Raw genomic sequence first — 25,779 nt, forward strand, 5'->3', positions numbered from 1 at the left:
TAATGGGTAAAAAGGATTCCCACTATGACCCGACGCAAAGACCCTGCGATACCAAATGATCTTCTCGACCAGCTTCTGGCGGGAGGCGCAGCCAGTGCAGCCTTCGAACAGGGCGGCCTGCTGGATTCGCTCAAGAAGGCTCTGACCGAGCGCGCCTTGAATGCGGAGATGGACCATCCTCTGGCGAGCGGCGAAGACGCTGGCAATACGTGTAACGGCTACGGCCGCAAGACCGTGACGACGGAGACCGGCAAGCTGGAGATCGACATACCGCGTGATCGCCAGGCCAGTTTCGATCCGCAGCGGATCGCCAAGTATCAGCTTCGCTTCCCCGGCTTCGAGGAAAAGATCGTGTCAATGTATGCGCGCGGCATGAGCACCCGGGAGATCACCGGGCACCTGCATGATCTGTATGGCATCGACGTGTCGCCGGATCTGATCAGCACGGTGACGGACGCCGTGCTCGATGAAGTCGCCACTGGCAGCAGCGCCCGCTCGATCCGGTTTATCCGCTCATTTTCTTCGACGCGATCCGGGTCAAGATCCGGGACGAAGGGATGGTTCGCAACAACGCAGTTGGTCGTGATCGTCGTAATAGCAGCGCTTGACGGTTGCGTCCTTGATGGTCCGGTTCATTCTCTCGACCTGACCGTTGGTCCAGGGGGTGCTTTGGCTTTGTGGTTCGATGTTCGCTATCGTTCTTGGCACAGGCCTATTCGAAGGCATGAGCCCCGAATATCTCGCCATTTGCGATTGCCTCCTTGATCAGCGGAACGGCCGAACCGCCACCGCCTGGCGTGGTGAACCGGATGCCGTTGTCGGTGAGAACGGTATGGATCCTGTAGGGACGGCCGCGGTCAGGCGCAGCAGAAACTCTTTGGAAATGACTGTCGGAGCCTTCTCGTGCAGTTCGACGAAGGCGAACTTCGAGGTTCGGTCGATAGCCGATCGGACAGTCCTTGAACTTCTTCTTCGCCGGCCTGTCGCCCTCGACATCCGGGCAATCGGCCGATGCCGTGGCGCGCTGCAGACAGCGGTGCAATGAAGAGCGTGTCAGATGCGGGATCGACGGCTGCAACGCGTAGAGGCAATCGTCGAGCGGCAGCAGGCGACGAACATGTGTATTTTGCTCTGTTCGGTTCGAACCTCCGCGATATCAATGTGGACGAAGAGCGTGTAGCGGCGGAACGTCGATCTCGGCTCCCTGGGCCGGTGGGCAGATCGCGGTCGAACAACTCTGCTTCTTCCACTTCGCGACCGTCTTGAGGTTGATGCCATAGCGCTTCGAAAGCGACCTCAGGCTCACTTGACTATGTTGTATCGCTCGACGGACCGCCTCTGTCGTTGTGGCGCTCCCATGCCAGGACCTGGCCCATAGTGCATCCTTTGATGCAGACGACAATAATGAACCATCACAGATCCCATGACTGGTGGTGGATAGCGACCTGCACTCTGGCAGAGTGGGGTTGCTGACCAACAACTCTGTGGAGGCCAATCATGCGTGTTGTAGCCGATCGATCTGCGGCGCCTGCCGCTATCCGTACCGATCTTGGCGCGATCTTCGTTTCTTTGGAACTCAGTAAACTGGTTGATCACTTCGCTGTCGTCGGGCAGTGGGGAGAAGATGTCGAAACATGCGGTACGCGGCGGCGATATCACGGACTGCTGGCACGCTTTTGCCCAGCTCCAGGACAAGGCACAGGCGCGCACCGGCCGGCACTTTGCGCTTGTGGTCATTCAGGAGGCGGATCTCGACGGCTTCTGGATCCATCGAATCCTGGAGGCCGAGGGATCGAAAGCCATGTCGTCGACGCCGCCTCGATTCCTACGTCGCGCCGGCGGCGTCGTACCAAGACCGAGAAGATCGATGGTGAGGCGCTGGTGCGCGCACTGCTCGCCTACAAGCGGGGCGAGCCGCGCGTGTGCGCGATGGTCAGGGTGCCGGGCATCAAGGAGGAGGACCGCCGCCGCATCGGCCGTGAGCGCAAGGTTCTGGTTGGTGAGCGGACCTGCCATGTCAACCGGATCAAGGGTCTGCTGTTTGCTCAGGGCATCACCGGCTACGAGCCGCTACGACGTGACCGGCGACATCGGCTTGAGGAATTGAGGACCGGCGACGGCCGCGCGCTGCCTGAACATTTGAAGGGGCAAATCCGTCGCGAGCTCGACCGACTCGAACTGGTGATAGCCCAGATCAAAGAGGTGCAGGCCGAGCGTGACGCTCTGCTGGCAATCGAAGTCGCCGGACTCCAGCAGCGACATTGCTCGATCTCAAGGGTATCGGCCCCGAGTGTGCCGCCATCCTCTACGCGGAAGGGCTGTTCCGGCACTTCGAGAATCGCCGGCAGGTCGCCGCCTATGCCGGGCTCGTGCCGACGCCTTGGCAGAGCGGATCGGTCCAGCACAAGCAAGGCTCTCGAAGGCCGGCAACCCCCGGCTGCGAACGACGATGATCGAGTTGGCCTGGCTATGGCTGCGCAATCAACCGAGTTCAGCGCTTACCCGCTGGTTCCACGAACGCGCGATCGCAATCAGGGGCGCCTCAAAAAGACAACCATCGTCGCCCTTGCAAGGAAGCTGCTCGTGGCGCTGTGGAAATACGTGACCGCGGGCGTCGTCATCGAAGGTGCCGTCATGAAGGCTGTCTGACGAGACCACACCGACACACTCATCCCTCGAGGCCTGATCAGCCTCGGCGAATCCAGGAGGCGAACCGAGATCCCAGCTGGCTGGAATGCCGTATCAAAGACGGGTCTCGCCTTCTGGGCCCTTGCCACCGCAAGCGGGATATTGGTGCAGCCGTCCTCAAGCGGCGACCGTATGTGAGTTTGACCAGGCTCGATTGACCGAGCCGTGTCACGCAATCGGGCCCAGCTCTGGATTCCGCGACCAATTGGAGGAACACGATGCCGCTCTAACACCCCTCTTGACCTCAGCATGGATCAAACATCTAGTCCGACTAGAAGGCGGCGGGCGGGGTCGCCGACCGGCGAGTGTGGGTGAAGAAGGGGCGATCGACGATCATGGTCCTGACCTTCAGTTTTCGCCATCCGAGTTCGCGGAGCGTGTAGATCTCGACCCAGAGGTTGTCGTTGGCCTTGCCAATATATTTGCTCTGGAGCGAGGCGATAGCGATGTTGCGCTTGGCCGTGGGAGACCATGCCGCCGCGGTGATGTGGCCGATCTCGTTGTTGCCGTTCAGATAGACGAGGGAATCGACTGCCGGAACGTTGCCTTCGGTATCGAGGCCGACGAGGGTGTAGCGCGACTTGCCGCTAAGCTGCTCGCGAAGAAGGGCCGTTCGTCCGGTGAAATGGGCGGACTTGTCGAAGGCGATCATCCAGCCGAGCCCGATCTCGAAGGGCGAGCGACGGCGTTCGGCCCGGATCGCTGCGGCGGCGCTGACGAAATCCGAATTCGTCACGATGAAACCGGCTTCGAGCCGCGCGAGATTGAGGGCTTTGCTGCCGATAGACGTGATGCCGTAGAGCGCGCCGGCATCGAACAGCCTGTCCCAGAGGCCAAGCGCATTTTCCGGCGACAGAACCAGCTCATAGCCGAGGTCACCAGTGAAGCCGGTGCGCGATATCATGATCCTTGCGCCATCGATCGCAGAATCACGGATCCCGAAGGGCCTCAATGTCTCGATGCCGGTAAAGCCGGCCTCCTTCAGGACAGTGCAGGACGTCGGTCCCTGGACAGAAAGGCCGGCAAAATCCTCGCTGACATCGTCGATCGAGACGTCGAAGCCGACCGCGCTGTCGCAAAGCCAAGCGAAATGCCGCTCCTGGCAGAACAGCATGAATTCGTCGGCGCTGCGACGGAAGATCGTTCCGTCATCGATGACCTTGCCGTCGTCGTTGCACCAAGCGGTATATTGCACACGTCCCGGTGCGAGTTTCGTGATGTCGCGCAGGGTCATCTTGTCGAGCAGGGCGGCCGAGTCGGGACCGGTGATCCGGTATTTCACCATCGGCGTGATGTCGAAGACCGACGTCGAATTGCGGATTGAGAAATACTCCGTTGACTCATTAGTGATCACGCCAGCGGCCAGATAGCCGGCCCAGCCGTGCCAATCATGTGTCGTCGAGAGCTCGGAGATGCGCGGGTAGAACGCGGTCTCCTTCAACGGCTTGCGGTAATGGTCGCGGGGAAAGGATTTGTGCATCTGATCGGAGCTTGTCATCACACGGCCCTCTGTTTGAGGATTCGCTTTGCTGCATTAAGGCCGGCGAGGCCCCTGATGCCGCCGCCGGGATGGCTGCCGGCGCCGCAGAGCCACAGGCCCTTGAGCGGAGTCTCGTATTGCGCCGTCTCGGGTACCGGCCGGAGCATGAACATCTGGTCCACCGCGAGTTCGCCGTGATGCCAGTGACCGCCCGGCAGGCAGTAGCGCGCCTCAAGATCCGCCGGGGTCAGGACCTCGGTGCCGACGATCTGCTGGCGCAGGCCCGCGGAAACGGTATCCAGCGTTGCGAGAACGCGTTCCAGGAAGCCAGCACGCTGCTCCTCATTGCATCCGCCGTTCAAGGCATAGGGCGCATAGATGGCGTTAATGGACAGGACGTGATGCCCCGCCGGAGCAAAGCTCTGATCGGCCACGGTCGGGACGACTATCTCCAGCGCCGGATTGGGCGAGAAGTGGCCGTATTTGGAGGCATCGAAAGCCTTTTCGAGCGCGTTGACGCTCGGAGCGACGAGAAACCGGCCGGCCATGTCCTTGCCCTCCACGCCGTTGAATCGCGGCATGCCATTCAGCGCGATGTGGATGCGCGCCACATTGCCCCTCGCGCGAAAATTCCGGACGCGGCGGACGAACTCGGTGTCGAGATGTCTCGGACCGACGAGTTCGAGCAGGGTCTGATGGGGATCGGTGCCTGATACTACTAGTTTGGCGGCGATCTTCTCGCCAGGCCCTGTCAGCACGCCGGCGACACTGTGGTCCTCGATCAGGATCTTCTCGACCTTGACATTGGTCTCGACCGTGACGCCTGAGGCTCTCGCCGCCGCATGGAAAGCCTTGGCGACGGCGCCCATTCCACCCTTGGGAAGCGCGACGGCGCCCTGGACGCCCGCTACTTGGCCGGCTAGCCGGTAGAGTAGCGTCAGGAGGGTGTTTGGCGAACGGGGTCCGAAATGGTTGCCCAGCACCGCGTCGAATGCGACCGCACCTTTCAAGAGATCGTCCTCGATCTCTTCTTCGAGCACGTCGGCGATATTCATCAGGATCATGCGCAGCAGTTCGCGCATGCTCTCGCGTCCGAGGCCGCGGACGGCAAGACCGAGTTTTCCGAGAGTCATCCAGTCCGCGAGTTCACCGTTCTTCAGGCGTGGCGGCGTTTCCGACAGCATGCGTCCGAGCCTGTCGGCCAGCTTGAGAAGCTTGGCGCGCAGCTCCCGCCATGCAGCGAGATCGGCCTTCGACAAGTCGCCGTCAATCGTCTCGCCGAAGCCGCCCCGCATCACCAGATTGCGGCCGTCCGGCGAGAGGAGTGTGGTCGGCAGTATGGCCGGGGAAAGCTCTAGGCCATAACGTCCGAGATCCAGCGCGGCGATGACCGCGGGGTCGATCTGGTTGACGATATGGGCGACCGGGGAGACCTTGTAGCCCGGCGCGAACTCCGCCGTTCGCGCCGCGCCGCCGATCTGGAGGCCGGCCTCGAGCATCAGGACCCGGCGCTTCGACTTGGCCAGCAGGGCGGCGCATGCAAGGCTGTTGTGGCCGGCGCCGATTACGATAATATCAAAGGATCGCATAGGCATCGCTCACCACAGTTGAGTTCCGCTTCAGGTCGCTGAGAATTTCTTTCGCCGCATTGCGGCCGGGGGCGCCCATGACGCCGCCGCCGGGATGGGTCGACGATCCGCACATATAAAGGCCAGGAATCGGCGCCCTGTACTGGGCATAGCCGGGGATCGGGCGATTGAAGAGAATCTGGTCGAAGGTCAGTTCGCCTTGGAAGATGTTGCCTTCGGTCAGGCCGACCTCGGCCTCGATCTCGCGCGGGGTGCGAACCTCCATATGCAGGATGTTCGAGCGGAAATCCTCGGAATAGTCGGCAATCTGGCTGACCACGGTCTCGGCGAAGGCGTCGCGATCGGCGTCGGTCCATTCCCGGCCCTCGACCTTGGGCGGGCAATATTGCACGAAGCAGCTCATGAAATGCTTTCCCGGCGGCGCCATTGTCGGATCGACGGTGGTGGGGATCATCAGGTCGATAAAGGGATCGGCCGACCATTTGCCGGCCTTCCAGTCGTCGTAGGCCCGCTCCATGCGTTCGACCGTATCGGTGAAATGCAGGCCGCCCTTGATGCAGGGCGATCCCTTGGGCAGGGCGCGGAATGTCGGCAACCCGTCGAGCGCGATGTTGAGCTTGCCGGACGAGCCGCGGATCTTGTAGTTGCGCACCTTCTTGAGGAACGTGTCCGGCAGTTCCTTCTCGTCGACATGTTTGAGGAAGGTCCGCTTGGCGTCCATGTTCGAGACGACGATCCGGGACCGGACCTCCTCGCCGTTTTCCAGAACCACGCCGACCGTGCGGCCGCCGCGCACCAGGAACTTGTCGAGGCCGGCGTTCAGCCGGATCTCGCCGCCATAGGACTGGAGCGATTGCGCCAACGCCTGCGTGATCGCGCCCATGCCGCCGCGGGCGTAGCCCCATGCACCGATCGTGCCGTCGACTTCGCCCATGTAGTGATGGAGCAGGACATAGGCCGTTCCGGGCGACATCGGCCCAAGCGCCGTGCCGATGATGCCTGAAATCGACAGCTTCGCTTTTAGAACCTCCGTCTCGAAATATTCGTCGAGGAAATCCGAGATCGACATGGTCCAGAATCGCATCATGTCGCACATTTCGCGTTCGGTCAGATCGTGCAGCTTCTTCCCGATATAGAGCAGTTCGGAAACGTCGCGTGGGCGGAACGAAGTCGGGTCTGGCGGCGTGCGCATCAGCATCGGCTGGATGAAACGGCACTGGCGGATCAAGTCGGCCGCATAGCGTTCGTAGGCCTCTGCGTCCTTCAGGGAAAAGCGTTCGAGTTCGCGCCGATGCGCGTCATGGTTCCGGTAGCTCGCGAGCGCGTCGCCGTCCTGGGTCAGGACCGCGCCGCCTTCGAAGGGAAGGATCTGGAGGCCGTGACGCGGCAGATCGAGGTCGCGAATGATTTCCGGGCGAAGCAGGCTGCACACATAGGAGCAGTTGGAATAGACGAAGCCCGGATAATGCGAACGGCTGGTAGCCGCGCCCCCGACCCAGTCGTTCTTCTCGATGACGAGAACCGATAACCCCGCCTTGGCGAGATAACACGCGTTGACGAGGCCGTTGTGACCGGCTCCCACGATGATTGCATCATAACTCTTGCTCATATTGCCCTCGCGCCCAGAGCGGCCTGTGTCTCTTCTACTCCGTGCAGCAGACGGACCAGATTTGCTCCTAGCGAGGGGTAGACATAGCCTCCCTCCTGGACGAGCACGGTGGGCAGGCCGGCCCTGCCGACCATCTCGCCGATCCGGGAAAATCCGCCGCCGGTAATCTTCAGCCCGCCGAATGGGTCTTCTTCCGACACATCGAGGCCCATGGCCAAAACCAGGGCGGATGCCGAGAAGCGATCGACTACGCCTACCGCGATCTCGAGCGCGCGCAGGAATGCCTCGTCGCCCGACCCGCGTTCGAGCGGAATATTGAAGTTCGCGCCTTCTCCCTCGCCATGGCCGACTTCGGACGCATAGCCCGAAAAGAACGGATAGAAGCGCTGCGGATCGGCATGGATGGAGATCGTCAGAACATCGCCGCGCTCATAGAAGATCTCCTGCGTACCGTCCCCGTGATGCAGGTCGATATCTAGGATGGCGACGCGATCGTAGCGGCTGCGAAGGATGGCGGCTGCAATCGCCGAATTGTTAAGGTAGCAGAATCCAGACGCGGTATTGCTCGATGCGTGGTGCCCCGGCGGCCGGCAAAGGGCATAGACATAGCGCTCGCCTTCGAGAACGAGATGCGCCGCAGTGGCTGCGACATTGGCGCTCTCGCAGGCCGCCTCGAACGTATGCGCCGAGATCGGGCAGGCGGCATTGGTCAGGTGAAATCCCGCTTGGCCTTCAACCGCCTGCGGATAGGCGCCGCGCCCGCGACCGACCGCATGCACATTCGGGATGATCTCGACCGCGTTGGGATCCACATATTGCCACCTGTCCCAACTGGTCTCGAGAAATTTTAGATAGTCGGCGTCGTGGACAGCATCCCGCGCGGCAGGACCGTAATTCTTCGGCGGGACGACTTCACAACCCGCAGCTCTGGCCGCCTTGAGTAGGATATCGGCGCGTTCGGGCACTTCCGGATTGGGAACGTCGAAGCGGCTGTTCAGAAAGTGGCGCGGCTGGTGCAGCCGGTGTTTGTCGGAATAGACGGTCTTCATGAAATTGCCTGTGAGGACTTGCGGTTGAGCGCGAGGTGATAAACGGCATCGCCGTCCTTGAAGTCTCCCGTCGCGACGAAACCGAGCGAATGATAGAGGCGTGTGGCCGTTTCGTTTCCCGGCGTGACCGCCAGCATGATCTCGCGGCAGGCGGTCGTCTCGACGAGGAGAGCGATCGCAGCTTCAACGGCGGCTCGTCCATAACCGTGGCCCTGATGGTCCGCCCCGATGATGACACGGTGGATCCAGCTCGATTTGTCGTCCGGCTTGAGGACGATATGGCCGACTACGCGTTCGTCGACCTCGACGGCGAAGGGCAGGAGCTCCGGCACATAGGCACATTGGGCGAGCGAGAAGGCGGCCGTGAACACGAAAGCCGTCTGGCGCTCCTTAACCTTAAGCCAGGCACAGGCTTCCCAGTTGTGGGCGTCGACCTTGACCACGGCCAGAATCGGTGAAGTCATGGGGCTATTCCTCCGGCGAGACAACATGCACGCAATCCAAAGCGGGGATTTCGGGCCGGCGCTGGGCCTGATCCAGAACGAATAGGCTAGTATGAAGGCCAGTAGGCAAACGAGCAGCGCGACCACTACGGCAAGGGCTGGGGACGGCAGTGCGGGTATTGCCGTCGATGGCGCGTTTCATGACCATTGCGACGTCTCGCGATCGAAGGTGGCCGGATTCGTCGACAGGATGACCTGCTGCAAGCGGGGCTTGTCGACCTTATCGCCATTCGCTGTCATCGGAAGCGCTGGGAGGTAGGTGATGAAGCGCGGCACCTTGAAGGGGGCCAGCGCGGTGGCGCAGTGCGCGGTGATCGTCGCGGGCGGCAGCGTGTCGGGGGCGGCTTCGTCGCCGAGGACGATGCAGGCCCTGACTTCTTCTCCGCGCCGGTCGTCGGCAACGCTGACGACTGCGACCTGGCGTACCGCTTCAAGCTTCGAAATCACATGCTCGACCTCATAGGCCGAAATGAACTCGCTGCTTCGGCGAATGACGTCATTGAGACGCCCCTCAAACCTGTACCAGCCCTCCTCGTCCATGGTGAAGAGGTCGCCGGTACGGAACCAGCCATCGACATGCGCGCGTTCGGTTGCGTCCGGCCGGTTGTTGTAGCCGAGCGAGATGCCAGGTCCGCGAACCCAGAGCTCGCCGAGTTCGCCGGCGGCAGCCGGCTGGCTGTCGGAACGCAGGATCTTCACTTCGCGAAACGGAGCGGGAATGCCGCAGGTGGCACTCTTCGCCTTTTCGGTAGCGGCACGCGGCACATAAAGCACGGCGCCCACCTCCGTCGTGCCATAGGCCTCCCGCGCGATGGTGCCGAACCGGTCCTCGATCTCTTGGCGGCGGGCGGGATTGATGCCGAAGCCGTGGACGAATCTAAGCTCGTTTTCGCGATCGTCGGCCTTTTGCGGCTGCCGTAGCACGAGTTCCGGGAAATTGCAGTAGTTGATGCCGAGGGTTTTGATCCAGTCGAGCAGCCGCGTCGAGCTGATGCGCCGGGCGCAGCAGAAGGTTGCACGGTTGAACATGGACATGATTAGGACGTACAAAGGCTCCATATAGAAAAGCGGTTGTGGAACCAGGAGCTTGTCGAGCGGGGTCTCGATTTCCTCGGCGACCACCCAGCCGAGCTTCAGCCAATATTCATGCGTCAGCAGGCAGCCCTTCGGAAAGCCTGTCGTCCCCGACGTGTACTGGATATTGGCGAGATCGCCCGTCTGCACGGGCTCGTCATCAATTCTGGTACCGATGTCCGATACCAGGAGTTCGGACCAACTCACTCCGCCGGGCAGGGCGCTTGCGCCGATCGTCACTGTCGCCCGGAGCTTCGGCATGGATTCGCACGCCAGCAGCTTCTCGTGCAGGTCCTCGACCGTGATCAGGATATCGGCACCTGAATCCCCCAGCACGAAATCGATTTCGCGCATAGAGCAGTTGGGATTGATCGGCACGCTGACGGCACCGAGCTTGAGCAAGGCGAACCAGGCGACGAGGTTTTCGAGGATATTGGGCGTCATCAGTGCGACCCTACTGGCCTTGCGGACTCCCAGCCCCTTTAGTCCCTGCGCCGCCTTACTCGCATCTGCCGCAAAGTCGCCATACGTGATCTGCCGACCGTCTTCGAAGAAATCCATCGCGATCCTGTCGGCGGAATCCGACGCGCAGGTCTCGAGCAGCTCAAAGAGGTTGTTCGGCAATAGAGCCGTTTCTACGCGGCGGCGCAGAGCCTCCGGCCCGGCATTCGGCTGTGGGATGGTTACTCGAAACATGCGTTAAGATCGTCCTTAGGAATTGACGTTGAATTCAATTTCAATTATTCGTCTTTGCCAGCAGCTGTCAAGGGCCCCGCGTCGAAGCAACGGTCCCTGCGGCCCAACCACAAGAGGTGCCTTTTGCGTTTTCGAGATCATGTCGCCAAACTCGTCGAGGAGGCAGCCAGTGCTCCCAAAGGCGACAGGACACGCCTCCGGCTAAAGCTCGGTGCGATCGACGTCCTGGAGCAGATCGGTTATTTGGACGCCCGCATTCCCGACATCGCGTGCGGCGCGGATGTGGCGGTCGGGACCTTCTACACCTACTTCCTGGACAAGAAGGCCATCACGGTCGAACTAATGACCGAGCTGGTCACGTTCCTTGACGACCAGAACCGGCTGGCCATCGGCGGTTCCGATCCGTTTTCCACGGTGCTAGCGAAGATCACGCAATATGTGCGGGTCTACAGCTCCAATGCAGGACTGCTCCGCTGCCTGCAGCAGCTCTGCGACATCGACAGCGACTTCCAGGCGCTGTGGAACGACACCAACCACCGGTTCTCCCGAATATTCGCCGACGGCATGACGCGTCGTCAGTACAAGAAGATCGAACGCGAGCTTCTGCAACTGGTCGGGTACGGGCTGGCCGCCATGGTCGACGAACTCTTACGGTTGATCTACGTGGTCAAGGATCCGCGGCTTGTGGCCCTGGTCGCCTCGAACGATCACGCAGCCGAAGTCCTGTCGGTGCTCTGGTATCGCGCCGTCTACGCACAGGATCCGCCAGCGGAACGGCTTCGTTTTGCAAACAATCTCCTCGCCGCCAACCACATGTTCAATGTTGAGGAACTCGCGGGGATCGAAGAAAACAGGGGACATCAAAAACGCGGAGAACAGATATGACCGTTCACCAGGAGACCGTGCCTTTCTCATTCGAGAGCGCCGATTCTTTCATCGGCAAGAGCATCGGCGCATCGAAATGGCTCGAGATCGACCAGAAGCAGGTCGATACATTCGCGAAGGCCACCCTCGATGACGACTGGATGCACATCGATCCCAAGCGCGCGAGCGAGACGGTCTACAAGGGCACGATCGTCCAGGGTTTCCTCGTCCTGTCGCTGCTCACTCAGTTCTGGCACAAGATGGGTGTCGCCGATCCGACCCTCGACCTAGCCCTGAATTACGGTCTGGACCGGGTGCGGTTCACCCAGCCGGTGCCCGTCGGCTCGCGCATTCGCCTGCTGACCAGCCTGTTGTCGGTCGAGCTGCGAGGGGACGGCAGCAAACTGCTCACCACGCGTAATACTGTGCAACTCGAAGGCTCGGAAAAGCCGGCGATGGTCTGCGACTGGAGGACGCTGTGGTTCAAGAAGATCTGATGCCGCCACGCGCCAAGGAAGTTCGCGCTGCATCCGTCATGCCGGGCGTCGGCTTGCTGCTGATCGAAGCTCCTCCGTTGAATGTCCTCGCCACGCCCATCATAGCACGCCTGGCGGCCGAACTCGACCGGTTGGAACGAGATCCAAAGGTGCATTCTATTGTTATAGTCGGTGTCGGCAAGCACTTCAGCGCCGGCGCGGATATCGAGATGCTCGATGTGGATAAGGTGCCGCCGGGGCTTTCCGTCCGTGCCTTTGTCGAACGGCTTGGCCGGTGCGGTAAATTCGTCATCGCAGCCATCGAGGGGATATGTTTGGGCGGCGGCCTGGAGATCGCCATGGCCTGCGACCTTCGGGTCGTGGCGCAACCGGCTACGCTGGGATTGCCGGAGATCAAGCTCGGCCTGATCCCGGGCGCCGGAGGCACCCAGCGTCTTCCCCGATTGATCGGCATCGACAATGCATGCGCCCTGATAACCTCGGGCGAATCCATCACCGGCCTGCAGGCTGCGCAACTCGGGCTCGCCGATATAGTCGATGAGTCCCCCCTGGAGCGGGCACTGTTTATCGCCGGGGAAACTACGGCTCGGCCCAAAGCGCGCACGAGCGATAGAAGCGTGGCGACTCCTGTCGGCAATTTCGTTCCATCCAAACGGGTCCAGCCCGGCTTCGCGGTGAAGAAAGCGACTGAGGCGATAGAGGCCGCCCGATCCCTCGATTTCGATCGGGGCCTCCAGCGGGAGGCGCATAATTTTTCGCTTTGCCTGCAGTCACCGGCGGCGCAAGGCCTCATCTACCTGTTTAAGGCTGAGCGGCAGGGAAGGTCCGCGGAGGCGGCCAAGCCTACTATTCCGTCCCAGGTCGCCGTCATTGGCGGCGGCGCCATGGGCCGGGGCATAACCCTTGCATTCCTGGGTGCAGGCCTGAGCGTCACTGTCGTCGAGCAGGATGCGGAGCGTTTGGCACATTCCAAGCAGCTCTTTGACGAGCATTTTGAGACATCCGTCCGACGGGGCCGCCTCAGTGCGCAGGCTCGTCAACAATTCGACGAGCGGCTGGCCTTCTCCCACCAGCTGGAAGCCGCGGCGGCCGCCGATTTCGTCGTCGAAGCCATCGTTGAGAACATGGCCGCCAAATGCGCGCTGTTTGCAAACCTCGTCAGGATCTGCAGCAGCGACGTTATCCTCGCCAGCAACACGTCGAGCCTCGACATCGACCTGATCGCCGACAACGTTCCCAATCCCGAGCGGGTTGTCGGTTTGCACTTCTTCAGCCCGGCGAATGTGATGCGATTGGTCGAAATCGTCGTCGGCCGACGCACCGACGATGCGGTTGTTGCCACCTGCATGGAGATCGCCAAGCGTCTGCGCAAGGTGGCCGTTACGGTCAAGGTCGGTCCAGGGTTCGCCGCCAACCGCATGCTCGCCGCCTACCTGCGCCAAGCGACGCTGCTTTTGGAGGAGGGCGCCGAGCCTCAAGATGTCGACGCTGCGCTGCATCAATTCGGTTTCGCGATGGGGCCTTTCGCCGTCTACGACCTATCGGGAAACGATGTGGCGCTGAACATGGCGCAGGAAAATCCTACCCTGGCGCGGGAGGCGGGCCGTCCCACGCCGTTGCTGGCGCGCGTCGTCGCGCTGGGCCGGCTGGGACAGAAATCCGGCCTTGGCTGGTATCGGTACGAAAACGGCAGCCGCGAACCACTTCCCGATACGGAGATCTCGGAACTGCTCGCGCAGCGGGCTGACGAAATGGGAATCGCAAGGCGGGCGATTTCGAAGAGGGAGATCCGCGCTCGATGCCTCCATGCCATTGTCAACGAAGCCTGCCGCATCATGGAAGAGGGGTTGGTCGAGCGTGGCAGTGACATCGACGTCATCTGGACGTCGGGCTTCGGTTTCCCGAAGGAGCTTGGCGGCCCCCTTTTCTGGGCCGACCGGTTCGGGCTCGCCGGCCTGGTCTCCGAGATGGAGTACCTTTTCGACAAGTCCGGCGTCGTGCCGGCCACATTGCTTCTCAGGGCGATGAACGAGCGCATCGCGCTCAGCACATGGACACGTCGGAAATGAGGGAAGCGGTCATCGTTGCTACAGCGCGCACGCCGATCGGCAAGGCGTTTCGCGGTGCATTCAACGCTACGCATGGCGCAACCCTTGCTGGGCACGCGATCCGCGCCAGCGTCGAACGCGCCGGTGTGGCACCCCAGGACATCGACGACGTGATCCTTGGTTGCGGCATGCCGGAGGGCGCGACGGGCCGCAATATCGCGCGGCTTGCAGCGATACGTGCCGGCCTCCCTGTTAGCGTTTCAGGCGCGACAGTCAACCGGCTCTGCAGCTCGGGCCTGCAGGCAATCGCCTTCGCGTCGCACCGGGTCATGCTGGGCGAGGCGGATATCATGGTTGCCGGCGGTGTCGAATCGATCAGCCTGGTCGAACCGTTTATGAATGCCGTAAGCGAACGGGAGGAATGGCTTGCCGTCCATAAGCCCGATGTCTGGATGCGGATGATCGACACGGCGGAGAATGTCGCAGTCCGCTACGGCGTTTCGCGCGAAGCCCAGGACCTCTATGCATTAGAGAGCCAGAAGCGCACTGCAGATGCGCAGGCTGCCGGACGCTTCTCTGAGGAAATCGTGCCAATCGGAGTCACCATGAAGACCAGGGACAAGTCCGGCGCCGAGACCGCAGAGGTCAACATCACGCTGGATAGAGACGAGGGCAACAGGCCCACGACCACCCTCGACCAACTGGCCGCATTGAAATCCGTCTCGAACCCGAACGGCAGCATAACCGCCGGCAATGCCAGCCAGCTGTCGGACGGCGCGTCGGCCTGCGTGGTGATGGACGGCAGGGAAGCGGAACGAAGGGGACTTGAGCCGCTCGGGTTCTTCCGGGGCATGGCCGTTGCCGGCTGCGAACCCGACGAAATGGGGATCGGGCCAGTTTTCGCGGTGCCGAAGCTATTGAGCCGTCACGGGCTCACGGTCAATGACATTGATCTCTGGGAGCTCAATGAGGCCTTTGCAGTGCAGACGGTCTATTGCCGAGACAGGCTCGGCCTCCCGTCGGAGCGGCTCAACGTCAACGGAGGCGCGATCTCGATCGGTCACCCCTATGGAATGTCCGGCGCACGCATGGCAGGACATGGCTTGCTCGAGGCGAAGCGCAGGAAGTTCAAAAATGTGGTGGTTACCATGTGCGTGGGCGGCGGCATGGGTGCGGCGGCGCTGTTTGAGGCTTCGTAGTGCCCTCGAGAACATCGGCCCAACGGTGATCTCGTTAACTCACCCCGTTGCCTCACCTAACCTCGCAATAGGAGTGTGTCGATGCGAATGTACACAGGTGTTGTCTATCCTTTCCAATGTGACGCAATGGGCCACATGAATGTTCAGCATTATATGGCCGCGTTCGACCAAGCGATGTGGCATCTGGTTCGGTCGCTGGGTTATTCCGTCGAAGCACGAGTAACCAGGAACGAGGGCTGGGCGGATGTCCGTCACGACGTAAACTTTCTTCGGGAGCTCAGGTCGGGGGACCTTTTCTGCATTGTGAGTAGCGTTGTCGAATGCGGCACCAAGTCTTTGGCCACGTGCCATAGGATGCTGGACTCGTACGACAATCTGGCAGCGACGGACGAGATAAAATCCGTCTATTTCGATCTGGCAGAGCGCAAGGCGATTTTGCTGCCAGATCACATCAGAATTGCGGCGCGCGAGGCGTTGGCCAAAAGAGTGTTCGACCGGTCGCTTACATCATTCGCCTGACAACCCCATGCGTCGAGCGCAGTCCCCGTATTTTTTCGGTGTCAGGCGGGGCGCTCAGCCGGCCTGGCATTCCTTGGAAGGGCTCCTGGGCCGACAGCAATACCAGTCACGCTCGCCAAGGCGCTCACGAAATCGAGCATATCAGCCTGAACCGCCCAACGGGTCAGTCCGCTCTTGTTCTACTTCGCCGTCATCCTAGTGTGGTCGCCACATGCCAAGAATGACGAGCGCCAATATTCGTTGACAATGCCAACCACGAATTCCTTGATCAGCAGCCGAAGGGCCTTTTTGCATCGTACTGTGACATGCCTTTTCTCTGTCTCTATTAATCCGACATCGAAAATGCCTTTAGCGGATCCGATCGCAGCGACCTTCAGCGAGACCATAGCGCTGGCATGCTTTCTTCGATCGCTCACGCGCTTTGCCTCAAGCCGAGGGAAGTGCCTGATGCTCCGCCGACAGCCTGTGCAGGCATGTTTTTTCAAGGGTGAGGCATATCGTGTCCTTTCTTCTCGGCGCGAGAAACCATCAATTTTGCTCGGATGCATACGCGGCTATTTCTGGGAGAAATAGGGCACCAGGGGATTGGATTTGGGCGCTCCGCCGGTCGGCCTTTCGACCAGAATGCTCCGTTGAGGTGGCTTGCTCTCCTCGCTCAGCTTCAGAATTTGGTGGTCCAACTCCTTATCCGCCGCGGTCAGGCGGTGATGCAGACGGTGATAGTCCGTCCAGGTCGGCGTTCGGAATGTTTCCAACCAGCGTGAGGGTTCCTGAACATCCCGAGTAAGCGTCCATTGCCGTGCCCCGACACGGCTTTGGGCGTATCGCCGCTTCTGCATTCTCCAGAAACCGATCTACGTGAGCGCCAGGGATCACATACTCCGTCGTGATGAGAATCGGGCCGCTTCTCGGTTTCAAATCGAGTGCGATCGCAAGGTGCGTTGAAGCTACCTGAGGGTTCGATTTCTGATTCAGAACGATTGCTGATCGGCAGTTTGAGCCCAAGCACCGCGACCAGAAGGGTTGCAACACCGGACCAGCCAAGCGCCAAGGCAAGCGAGTGGTTTTGGACGATGAGGCCCCCAAAACCAGCTTCCGGCAGCGATGCCGCCATAGGTAAAGGCGCTGTAGATCGATATCGTTCGCCCAACGATCCAACGGGGGCTTGCCAGTTGCACGTTCACGCCGAGCCCGGACCACGCCGTCACCCAGCCGGCGCCTCCAAGAACAAGGGGGATCGTTGCAACGACGAGCGAAGAAGTCAGCGCAAGCCATACCTGGCAAATGGCGCAAGCGATGCAGGCAAGCACCACTAGCCATTCCTGCGTGAGCACCCGCCGGAGGGTCGGATTCGTCAGTCCGGCCAGAAGTGCGCCGGCACCGAAACCACCCATCATGATGCCGTAGCCGATTAGTCCGCTCTTGACGACATCGCGTGCAACCAGTGGCAATAGTGCCAACGTTGAGGTGCCTGCGAACCCGAACAGCGTTCCGCGGACGATCGTTGACTTGATTTCCGAGGATATGGCGGGGAAGTGCAGACCATCGTAGAAGTGCAGACCATCGTAAATGGCGGTCATCAGCGCCTCGCGCGGAAGGGACGATGTTTCAACCTTCCAGTTATTGCGCCACAACGCGGTAAGAGGGGCAATAAACCCGAGGGTAGTCAGCGCGAATGTGACGAGTGGTCCAAAGTGGCAACGATGATCCCGCCAAGCGCCGGACCGACGCTGCGAACCGTATTGAACCCGACATTGAGGAGCGTGACGGCAGCCGGCAGATGGCGGCGTTCCAATACGTCGCCGAGCGAGGCGCGCCAGGCGGGATCGCTGAGCGCGATACCGCAGCCGTCCAGAAAGCTGAACGCGAGGATCAGCCAAGGATCGGTAATGCCAAATGCCATGAGGATCGTTAGCATCGCGGCTGCGGCCATCATCAGGCTTCGACCGACGATCATGACCATGCGACGGCTATAGTTATCGGCAATCGCGCCGACGAAGACCGCCAGAAAGAAAGCTGGCAAGGTCGACGAGGCTTGGACGAGCGCAACCATCACGTCCGAAGTTGAAACCGTGGCCATTAGCCAGCTGAGCGCCACCGTCTGCATTAGCCAGCCGAGACTTGAGAGCTGAGACGCGAGAAAGATCGAGCGAAAGATCGGGTTCTTCAGCGGCGCCAGCAAGCCTGTGGACGCGATTTCTGCGTTTGACGACATGTCGTTTAGTCTCTTTCCGCCCGCCGTCCACAGACAGCTTCCGGCTACTGAGGAAAGGATCTATTTCGGGGTCGATATGTCGGCAGTGACGAACCCGCGGTGTTCCGAAAAATGTGGCTGCCGCCGAAACATGTCCGGCGACAGCCACGCGCCCTGGGAGGCAAGGAAACTTGTCAGAGACCGTCTCGCTGTGCCGCATAGCCAAGGTCGCATCGTCATCGCCGAACAACGAAGGAAAATCGCACCAACGGTTTCCTCGAAGTATGTGCGGGCAGCATGCTGCGGCTGATTGGCTGCTTTCCTCATCGTAGTTTCACCTCAAGGCCGCGAAATGCGCGTTATGGGCTGGCTGCGGCTGCGAGCCGGGCCGGTTCCGCGCTCTATGGACAGCGCTGGGTCAGGCGGAAGATCGCCGTCATGCAGAGCGGCCAGACGCACGCCGATTTCTTTGTCGCCGACGGTCAGCCGCTGGTTCAGGCGCAGGTAATCCATCCACGTCGGCGTCCAGTAGGTCTCGGTCCAAAGCGAGGGCGTGTGCAAGCTTCGCTGCAGCGACCAGTTCCGCGCACCGGCCCGGCTCTGAACACGTCGCCGCTCGCGCATGCAGTCCAGGAAGGCATCCAGGTTGTGCTCGGATATCAGGTAGTCTGCCTTGACGATAATCGGCCCGCTTCTGGGCTTCAGATCCAGGGCTAGCGACGGTGCGACGAATTCAGACGATCCCGGTTCGGATTCCTCCCAAAGCTCGATCGGCAACGCGAAAGCAGCGGCCGCAACGAGCAACAGGACCGCAACGGCGCCTTCGAAGGCAATGGTTAGGGAGTAGTTCTGGGCAATGGCACCCCAGATCCAACTGCCCGCCGCCATGCCGCCGTACGACAAGGCATAGTAGATAGATAGTGTGCGGCCAACGACCCATCGCGGGCTCGACAATTGAATCGCGACGTCAATTCCAGTCCAGGTAAGAAGCCAGCCTGCACCCCCAAGTGCCAAAGCCACGGCCACCAAAGGCAGCGACGATGTGAGAGCCAGCGCCAGACAGCAAACGGCACAGGCGGTGGACGCGGCTGCGAGCAGTTGATCTCGAGACATTGTCCGCCTTAGGTAGCTGCTACAAAGGCCAGCGGAAAATGCGCCAATGCCGAATGCGGCCAGCAGTGCGCCATAAATAATAGGCCCGCTCGCCAAGCGATCACGTACGATGAGTGGCAGCAGCGCCAGGATGGATATGCTCGCCAGTCCGAACAAGGTTCCGCGGAGAATGGCCGCTCGGATCTCAGAAGATATCGCGGTGAAGCGTAGGCCATCATGGATGGCCGTGGTGATGCGCTCTCGCGGCAGCGGAGAAGCGCGAACATGCCATTTTGAACGGGCCACCGCGGTTAGCGGCACCAGATCGCTTAGCGCAGCCAGGACGAAGGCGGCAAGTGGTCCGAGAAAAGCGAGAATAAGGCCGCCGAGAGCCGGACCAATGCTGCGGATGCTATTGTACCCGACTGACATCAGCGTCACCGCTGCCGGGATATCGCGCTTTTCAAGGATGTCTCCAACGGAGGCGTGCCAGGCCGGATCGTTCAGCGCAAATCCGCATCCCGCCAGAAAGCCGAGGCCGAGGATCAACCAGGGGCTGGAAAAGCCCAGTGCCACAGAGATTGCCAGCGTTGCGGATGCCAGCGCAATCAGGCAATGGCCGGCGAGCATCACGCCGCGTCGGCTGAAACTGTCTGCGATGGCGCCTGCCAAGATGGACAGAAAGAATGCCGGCAGCGTCGACGAAGCCTGCACGAGCGCGACCATCACATCGGACGCTGAAATCGTCGCCATGAGCCAACTGATCGCAGTGGTCTGCACCAGCCAGCCGAGGCTAGAAACTTGCGTAGCCGACCAGATCGCGCGGAACGCACGATTCTGAAGGGGGGCTAGTGCCGCCGAGACGGCCGAATAGGACTCCTCACGCTGCATGATGTATGTCTCTCACAACTCGGTTGTCACCCAGAGGGCTTAGTGGCCGCCTCTTTCCGAGCGCCGTCGTTCCCTTTGAATCACATAAGTCAGATCCCAATGGCCTCATATGCGTCTGCAATCTGCCGGATGGAGGAGACATAAGCTGCGGTGCGATAGTCACCGAGTTCCGGTTGCTTCTCCAGTAAATCCCCGATCCGCGCCCAAGTGCTGCGCATAACGTCTTCGAGACCTGAGCGGACGAGATCGATCTCGGCGCCGCCTTCGAGAAACTCGTCTCGAATGTCGGCCGGGAACTCCTTGCCGGTCATCCTTTCGAGTGCAGCAGCAATCGTCTGGTTGCGCCGCTCGCGCCGGCGCCGCTCCATCAGCCCGAACGGAATATGGGTCAGGTTTTTGACCCACTCGAAGTAGCTGACAACGACGCCCCCGGCGTTGACATAGAGGTCGGGAAGTACGGTCACACCCCGCGAGCGGAGGATCTTGTCCGCATCGAAGGTAACTGGCCCATTGGCGGCCTCTACGACGAGGTGCGCGTTGATGCGCTCCGCGTTCTCGGCATGGATGGCGTTCTCCATCGCCGCCGGAATGAGAACGTCGCAAGGTTGTTCGATGCCAGTTATACTCCCGGCGAAGGACTTGGCGCCTTCGAAGCCCACAATACTCCCGGTGCGGATTTGATGCTGCTTGAGCCCCTCAACGGACAAGCCCTCGGGATTGGCCACACAGCCATCGCGTTCAGCAACGACGGTGACGCGTGCACCGTCCTCTTCCGACAAGAACTTGGCAGCGTGGAAGCCCACATTGCCGAAGCCTTGGACGACGACGGAGGCTCCTTTGAGATCTCGCCGGCCGTCGAGACCGGGCGTGCGAGTGTCGCGCAGGAAGCTCTGAATGGCGAATTGCACGCCCCTACCGGTTGCCTCCGTCCGCCCGGCAATGCCGCCCTTGGACAACGGCTTGCCGGTTACGCAGGCACGCGCATTAACGACATCAGTCGAATTCGCGCGGCGGAACTCGTCCATCATCCAGGCCATCTCACGCTCGCCCGTACCGATGTCGGGAGCCGGAACGTTGACGCCGGGACCGATCAACCCACGCTTGTTTAGTTCCTGGGTAAAGCGACGGGTTATGCGCTCGAGTTCCTGCGGTGTCCACTCGCGCGGATCGATCTTGAGCGCACCCTTGGAACCGCCGAAGGGAACGTCGACGAGCGAGCACTTCAGCGTCATCAAAGCAGCAAGCGCCTCGACCTCCTCGGCGTCGGCATTGGAGGCGTAGCGGATGCCGCCCTTGACCGGTTCGCAGTGCTCACTGTGGACCGAACGCCAGCCAATGAAGCTGTACATGCGGCCGCGCAGCCGAACACCAAACCGGACCGTATAGGTCGAATTGCACTGGATGATCCGTTCCGCGAGACCCTCCGGCAGATCCATGAATGACATTGCATGGCGGAAGTTCTGGTCGACGCTTTCCAGAAAGCCTGCGGACCCATCTTGCATCACGCGCCCCTCACAGCTTGAGAAGGAGTGTGTCGAGACTGGCTTTCGCCGATCCGCATCGATAGCTGCGACTTGCATACAATTCACGTTTCCTCATTGGAATATTGATCGGGAGCCGACATCCGACCGTCCAATGAGGTCCAGAACTGGCTTGCTGAAATTCAAAATAGCGAAGTTTGACCGCAATGCAACGTATGTTTCACATAACTCATTCATGAACCGATCGACGCACGATGGAGCCGGTCTAGGCGCCCGGGATATTTCTCGACTGAAAGCGGAGGAGGCGAGGGATGACGAGGACGAATAGATCCGTGACGCAACATCTGTTGCATGATCCAGCTTGGTAAGCTATCACCGATATATGGCTCACGGACCCTTATCCGACCGACTGATCAAAGACTTCGATACAATGTCGGAGCAATTCAAGCTGGCAGCACGATACATTATCGACCAGCCTCATGACGTTGCACTTCTGTCCATGCGCGATCAAGCTAGAATGGCTGGCGTACAGCCGTCGACAATGACCCGGCTGGCAAAGCATCTTGGGCTCGCAGGCTATGATGAATTTCGCGCGCTCTATGCTGACGCCCTGCGCGGCGGGGAATCCGGGTTTGCCGGCAAGGCCAGCGCTCAAGCTATCACACAGCGACGGAAGGGTGACCATGGGCTTGCTCGCGAAATCCTCCGAGCCCAAGCCGCTGAGATTGTTCAATTGGCCGATTCCACGCAGCTTGATGCGATTGTATCAACCGCAAGGCGCATTGCGGCTTCGCGCCTGACCTTTTGCATCGGGTTAAGGTCGAGTCATTCGATTGCGTGGCATTTCAGCTATATACTATCGATGATAGGGGACAAATCGGTTTTACTCGACGCTGTAGGAGGAACAGGATCTGATGCCTTATCCCGCGCCACTGAACAAGATGTCCTTTTGGCGGTAAGTGTTGCTCCATACACTCGCGTTACTTTAGAAATTGCAGAATACGCGCGCCGCCACTATATCCAAGTTGTTGCTGTCACCGATAGTGAAGTGTCTCCACTTGCGCGCATTGCAGACGATGTAGTTATCGTACAAACTAAGAGTCCCTCATTTTTCCATACGATGACTCCGGCATTCGCTGTAGCCGAGGTTCTCGGCTCCCTTATTGCTGGGCGGAATTCGAATGCCGCGCGTGAGGCGCTCCTACAATTTGACGCTCACCTTTCAGACATCAATGCCCACGCACGATCGGCCCCTTCGTCTCGGAACATCCGATTGCCTCTTCAAGGAAATGAAAAGTAGGTGACTCGAGGGGCGGGCAATCAATACTAATGCGCGATCCAGTGCCTGTGACCAATTAGCTTCTGATTATTGGCCAGCGAGGATGGTGCGGGATCCTTACCACAACATGAAAATCGGAACTCGACAACTTGAGCCGTCTTATGCGCATTGCGCCGTATGGCGCTGCGCTTCACCAATTCGCGAGCGCCAGTTGCGGCACCATCTGGCACAAACTGCTCAAGATCGCGCCCCCTTGGTCCCACTGCGTCTGCGGCCGATACCCATAGGCATTATCCTCGAAGTTGAGCTCGAATGTCGTTTTCAGGACCGATTGGCGGCTTGGCGGCCGTAGGACCACCCGATCCCGAATAGTCGGAATGCCGAGCGGGCGTTCACCTCCCCGCGCACCGGCTGCGGCCGGTAGGTCTTCGAGAGAAGTTCCTGGCGCAGACCCTCCACGCCCTCGACCTGAATCCGGGCAAAGGTTACACCTTTCACGCCGGCGAACCCGCATTGGCCTGGGCTGGATATAGGCATGGCGCAGAATATCCTCGCGGCAGATATTCTCGTAGTGCGTGTAGCGGTATTATGAGTTCCGCTTTCCCGCTGGCACCGCCGTCCAAAGCTGCGTTGAGACCACGACCCATACCTGAAGGTCTCCCCCCATTTACCAGCATTGCCCTTGCGGCGTTCCGTGCCCACTGCCGCGGCGAACCGGAACGGGTGCGTGCCCATTTCGATTCCTTCCCGCCCACTTGGCCTTTCCCCGACTCTCAGACTGGTCGGCATCCGCATCATCACTTTCGAAGCGTGCCCAGCCTTCCTTCGGCGCATTGGATTGCTCAACCTCCTGAAGCAGCCTTTGGGTGGATCCCCTCCTCCCTTGGCAATGCGCGCCATATGGGCATGCTGAGATATGCGGCCTAGTGCTCAGCGAGCAACCCGTCCAAACTTTGATTCAAGTGTGTTTCAGCGCCCGAAATCCTTCGGCGCAAACGAGATCAACTCGTGAGTGACAACAAACCGTAGGCAAACTTCCTCAGCGCCTTCGTATGATGTAGCCCAACGCAAGAACCCGAGTCGTTGGCGCGGAGCCGGCTGCCGACTCTGGGAAATCGTCTTGGCTGAAACGTGGCCAGGATCAGGCGGCAAACTCATGAGCTGAGTTTCGTTGTGTGACGAGTTCTGATTCAAGGCTTCTTTTGGAGGCTTGAATGCGTCGTTACGAACTGAGCGACTTTGAATGGGGCGTGATCCGGTGCGGCGCGTGTTGATGACCGCAAGGTTCTCAACGGCATCCTGTGGCGCTTCCGAACGGGCTCGCCATGGGCGGATGTGCCGGATCGCTATGGTCCCTATACGACATGCTACAACCGGTTCGTGCGATGGCGCAAAGCCGGGTCTGGGATCGGCTGCTAGAGCGGGATGAATTTAGGTTGGGCATATCCGGCCTCAGTGAAGTAATTTCGGCATTCGGTTGAGGTGACCGTGCCGAGGATTTGGCCGATGGCGTCACAGACGGTTTCGACTGTTCGCCTGGCAGCCTTGCGCAGCCAATGCTTGAGCTTGGCGAAGAACTTCTCGATGGGGTTCAGGTCGGGCGAGTATTTGGCAGCAAGAACAGCCTGGCGCCGGCCGAGCGGATGGCGCGGCGCACGGCCTTGCCCTTGTGCGAGCCGAGATTGTCCATGATGACGATGTCGCCGGACTTGAGGGTTGGGACAAGAACCTCATCGACATAGAGCTGGAAGCGCTCGCCATTGATCGGTCCGTCGATCAGCCATGGTGCTTCGACACGGTCGTGGCGCAGCGCCGCCAGGAAGGTCATGGTCTTCCAATGGCCGTGCGGCACTTTGGCTTTGATCCTCTCGCCGCGCGGCGCCCATCCCCTGAGCGGGGCCATGTTGGTTTTGGTCCAGGTCTCGTCGATGAACACCAGGCGGGAAGGATCGATGCGATCTTGATACTTTGCCTACTGTGCCCGCCGCCGCGCCACATCCGGGCGATCCTGCTCGGCCGCGATCAGCGTCATTTTTTGTGACTGAGTTTCTCGGCGTGGACGAACTCCCACACCGAGCGGTAATCGACCTTCAGGCCGCGATCGCCAAGTTCGGCTACAAGACCGCGCAGCGTGAAATCAGCGGCCCGGCAGCGCACCAACAGCCACTCCCGATGCTCTCCGGCAATGTTCTTCGGTCTGTGCCCACCCATCTTGCCGGGCGCAAGACTGCTCGTCTCGCGCAAGCGGCTTACCCGTCGGATGACGGTACTGATCCCAACCCCAAAGCGCACTGCCGCCTGCCGCCGCGACAGCCCCTCCTGCTCAACCGACGCGACCACCCGTGTGCGAAGATCCATCGAGTAAGGCTTGCCCATCCATGCTGGCCTCCTTGCCCAGCCAGCATGTTGAATCAGATTTGCAAGCCTTAGGGAATCCCACCCGATTCAGCCTCATTTCATTCCGCTCTAGCGGCGGTTTCCAAGGCTTTTGACGGCGAGATCATCATGATCGACTCCTCCTGTGTCCGCGTTCACCAGCACGCGTCCACGGCAAAAAGGGAGCAAAAAGGGGGCGATGACGATGGTTGCATGGGACGTTCCCGCGGCGGGCTCACCACCAAGATCCATGCGCTTGTCGATGCCGAAGGGCCGCCAATCGATCTCGTCCTGACGGCCGGACAGGCGCATGACGGTAAGCCCGCTCTCGCCATGCTCGACGCCCTCCAGCCCGATGCGATCCTGCTCGCCGACCGTGCTTACGATAGTGACGCCATTCGCGGCCTCGCCGCAGAGAAAGGAGCCTGGGCCAACATCCCGCCGAAGAAAAACCGAACCGGCAGCTTCTCCTTCAGCGCATGGGTCTACAAACAGCGCAACCTCGTCGAACGATACTTCAACAAGCTCAAACACTTCAGAGGCATAGCAACCCGATACGACCGCGATCCGCGAAACTTTCTCGCTGCGATCAAACTCGCTTCAGTTCGCATATGGTTGCGGGCTTATGAGTCTGCGGCCAAGCACTACTTT

At 60.4% G+C, this 25,779-nt stretch carries 14 protein-coding genes and 7 pseudogenes; 10 read left to right on the plus strand and 11 right to left on the minus strand.

The genetic code is table 11. The features are described from left to right. Positions 1-24 precede the first annotated feature (24 nt). A pseudogene (locus A4R29_RS04825) lies at positions 25-578 on the plus strand (transposase); the annotation flags it as partial. On the opposite strand, the pseudogene A4R29_RS34880 reads toward A4R29_RS04825, so the two are convergent. Further along, positions 571-1,376, minus strand: a pseudogene (locus A4R29_RS34880) (transposase family protein); the annotation flags it as partial. The pseudogenes A4R29_RS04825 and A4R29_RS34880 sit on opposite strands and share 8 nt — an antisense overlap. A gap of 121 nt (positions 1,377-1,497) precedes the next feature. Here A4R29_RS34880 and A4R29_RS04835 point away from each other — a divergent pair. Further along, positions 1,498-2,649, plus strand: a pseudogene (locus tag A4R29_RS04835) (IS110 family RNA-guided transposase). 310 nt (positions 2,650-2,959) lie between these two features. On the opposite strand, the gene A4R29_RS04840 reads toward A4R29_RS04835, so the two are convergent. From A4R29_RS04840 to A4R29_RS04865, 6 genes are all read right to left on the minus strand, one after another. Then, on the minus strand, positions 2,960-4,186 hold the full coding sequence (locus A4R29_RS04840; protein ID WP_063171319.1) for an aminomethyl transferase family protein: 1,227 nt from the start codon (positions 4,184-4,186) through the stop codon (positions 2,960-2,962). Next, a complete protein-coding gene (locus A4R29_RS04845; RefSeq protein ID WP_063171320.1) occupies positions 4,186-5,757 on the minus strand; it encodes a phytoene desaturase family protein in 1,572 nt (523 codons plus the stop codon). Before A4R29_RS04845 ends, A4R29_RS04840 begins: the two co-directional genes overlap by 1 nt. After that, positions 5,744-7,366: a phytoene desaturase family protein gene (locus A4R29_RS04850; protein WP_063171321.1), complete on the minus strand. Its 1,623-nt coding sequence runs from the start codon at positions 7,364-7,366 to the stop codon at positions 5,744-5,746. The genes A4R29_RS04845 and A4R29_RS04850 overlap by 14 nt, the downstream gene beginning before the upstream one ends. Beyond that, positions 7,363-8,415 carry a histone deacetylase family protein gene (locus tag A4R29_RS04855; protein ID WP_063171322.1) on the minus strand — a complete coding sequence of 351 codons (1,053 nt, stop codon included), beginning with the start codon at positions 8,413-8,415 and terminating at the stop codon, positions 7,363-7,365. Before A4R29_RS04855 ends, A4R29_RS04850 begins: the two co-directional genes overlap by 4 nt. Continuing rightward, positions 8,412-8,879: a GNAT family N-acetyltransferase gene (locus A4R29_RS04860; RefSeq protein ID WP_063171323.1), complete on the minus strand. Its 468-nt coding sequence runs from the start codon at positions 8,877-8,879 to the stop codon at positions 8,412-8,414. The genes A4R29_RS04855 and A4R29_RS04860 overlap by 4 nt, the downstream gene beginning before the upstream one ends. A 177-nt stretch (positions 8,880-9,056) precedes the next feature. After that, positions 9,057-10,688, minus strand: a complete 1,632-nt coding sequence (locus A4R29_RS04865) for a class I adenylate-forming enzyme family protein (protein WP_063171324.1) — start codon at positions 10,686-10,688, stop codon at positions 9,057-9,059. A gap of 123 nt (positions 10,689-10,811) precedes the next feature. Here A4R29_RS04865 and A4R29_RS04870 point away from each other — a divergent pair, with 123 nt between their 5' ends. From A4R29_RS04870 to A4R29_RS04890, 5 genes are all read left to right on the plus strand, one after another. Next, positions 10,812-11,573, plus strand: a complete 762-nt coding sequence (locus A4R29_RS04870; RefSeq protein WP_161491070.1) for a TetR/AcrR family transcriptional regulator — start codon at positions 10,812-10,814, stop codon at positions 11,571-11,573. Further along, entirely contained in the window at positions 11,570-12,049 is a 480-nt protein-coding gene (locus A4R29_RS04875; protein ID WP_063171326.1) for a MaoC family dehydratase, read from the plus strand. The genes A4R29_RS04870 and A4R29_RS04875 overlap by 4 nt, the downstream gene beginning before the upstream one ends. Beyond that, positions 12,049-14,118 carry a 3-hydroxyacyl-CoA dehydrogenase NAD-binding domain-containing protein gene (locus A4R29_RS04880; RefSeq protein WP_063171327.1) on the plus strand — a complete coding sequence of 690 codons (2,070 nt, stop codon included), beginning with the start codon at positions 12,049-12,051 and terminating at the stop codon, positions 14,116-14,118. Before A4R29_RS04875 ends, A4R29_RS04880 begins: the two co-directional genes overlap by 1 nt. Next, entirely contained in the window at positions 14,115-15,296 is a 1,182-nt protein-coding gene (locus tag A4R29_RS04885) for an acetyl-CoA C-acyltransferase (protein WP_063171328.1), read from the plus strand. The genes A4R29_RS04880 and A4R29_RS04885 overlap by 4 nt, the downstream gene beginning before the upstream one ends. A gap of 81 nt (positions 15,297-15,377) precedes the next feature. Beyond that, positions 15,378-15,815 (plus strand): acyl-CoA thioesterase, encoded by a 438-nt coding sequence (locus A4R29_RS04890; protein WP_082827314.1) that lies wholly within the window; start codon positions 15,378-15,380, stop codon positions 15,813-15,815. Between the two features lie 554 nt (positions 15,816-16,369). On the opposite strand, the pseudogene A4R29_RS04900 reads toward A4R29_RS04890, so the two are convergent. From A4R29_RS04900 to A4R29_RS04910, 3 genes and pseudogenes are all read right to left on the minus strand, one after another. After that, positions 16,370-18,030: pseudogene (locus A4R29_RS04900) on the minus strand (MFS transporter). A 318-nt stretch (positions 18,031-18,348) separates the two neighbouring features. Then, positions 18,349-19,992, minus strand: coding sequence for an MFS transporter (locus tag A4R29_RS04905; protein WP_063171330.1), 1,644 nt, complete (start codon positions 19,990-19,992; stop codon positions 18,349-18,351). Between the two features lie 89 nt (positions 19,993-20,081). After that, on the minus strand, positions 20,082-21,437 hold the full coding sequence (locus A4R29_RS04910; protein ID WP_145923795.1) for a Glu/Leu/Phe/Val family dehydrogenase: 1,356 nt from the start codon (positions 21,435-21,437) through the stop codon (positions 20,082-20,084). A 418-nt stretch (positions 21,438-21,855) separates the two neighbouring features. On the opposite strand from A4R29_RS04910, the gene A4R29_RS04915 reads away from it, so the two are divergent. Further along, positions 21,856-22,773 (plus strand): MurR/RpiR family transcriptional regulator, encoded by a 918-nt coding sequence (locus tag A4R29_RS04915; protein WP_063171332.1) that lies wholly within the window; start codon positions 21,856-21,858, stop codon positions 22,771-22,773. Positions 22,774-23,966: 1,193 nt separating this feature from the next. Next, positions 23,967-24,173: pseudogene (locus tag A4R29_RS33995) on the plus strand (transposase); the annotation flags it as partial. On the opposite strand, the pseudogene A4R29_RS32695 reads toward A4R29_RS33995, so the two are convergent. After that, positions 24,168-25,128: pseudogene (locus tag A4R29_RS32695) on the minus strand (IS630 family transposase). The pseudogenes A4R29_RS33995 and A4R29_RS32695 overlap by 6 nt on opposite strands. A 99-nt stretch (positions 25,129-25,227) precedes the next feature. On the opposite strand from A4R29_RS32695, the pseudogene A4R29_RS32700 reads away from it, so the two are divergent. Then, positions 25,228-25,743: pseudogene (locus A4R29_RS32700) on the plus strand (IS5 family transposase); the annotation flags it as partial. Between the last annotated feature and the right edge of the window lie 36 nt (positions 25,744-25,779).

The organism is Mesorhizobium ciceri biovar biserrulae (assembly GCF_001618845.1).
GTDB classification, from domain to species: domain Bacteria; phylum Pseudomonadota; class Alphaproteobacteria; order Rhizobiales; family Rhizobiaceae; genus Mesorhizobium; species Mesorhizobium ciceri.

Coding starts and splice junctions, on each gene's coding strand:
- A4R29_RS04840 (WP_063171319.1), bottom strand. CDS start 4,186: ATGACAAGCTCCGATCAGATGCACAAATCCTTTCCCCGCGACCATTAC.
- A4R29_RS04845 (WP_063171320.1), bottom strand. CDS start 5,757: ATGCGATCCTTTGATATTATCGTAATCGGCGCCGGCCACAACAGCCTT.
- A4R29_RS04850 (WP_063171321.1), bottom strand. CDS start 7,366: ATGAGCAAGAGTTATGATGCAATCATCGTGGGAGCCGGTCACAACGGC.
- A4R29_RS04855 (WP_063171322.1), bottom strand. CDS start 8,415: ATGAAGACCGTCTATTCCGACAAACACCGGCTGCACCAGCCGCGCCAC.
- A4R29_RS04860 (WP_063171323.1), bottom strand. CDS start 8,879: ATGACTTCACCGATTCTGGCCGTGGTCAAGGTCGACGCCCACAACTGG.
- A4R29_RS04865 (WP_063171324.1), bottom strand. CDS start 10,688: ATGTTTCGAGTAACCATCCCACAGCCGAATGCCGGGCCGGAGGCTCTG.
- A4R29_RS04875 (WP_063171326.1), top strand. CDS start 11,570: ATGACCGTTCACCAGGAGACCGTGCCTTTCTCATTCGAGAGCGCCGAT.
- A4R29_RS04880 (WP_063171327.1), top strand. CDS start 12,049: ATGCCGCCACGCGCCAAGGAAGTTCGCGCTGCATCCGTCATGCCGGGC.
- A4R29_RS04885 (WP_063171328.1), top strand. CDS start 14,115: ATGAGGGAAGCGGTCATCGTTGCTACAGCGCGCACGCCGATCGGCAAG.
- A4R29_RS04890 (WP_082827314.1), top strand. CDS start 15,378: ATGCGAATGTACACAGGTGTTGTCTATCCTTTCCAATGTGACGCAATG.
- A4R29_RS04905 (WP_063171330.1), bottom strand. CDS start 19,992: ATGCAGCGTGAGGAGTCCTATTCGGCCGTCTCGGCGGCACTAGCCCCC.
- A4R29_RS04910 (WP_145923795.1), bottom strand. CDS start 21,437: ATGTCATTCATGGATCTGCCGGAGGGTCTCGCGGAACGGATCATCCAG.
- A4R29_RS04915 (WP_063171332.1), top strand. CDS start 21,856: ATGGCTCACGGACCCTTATCCGACCGACTGATCAAAGACTTCGATACA.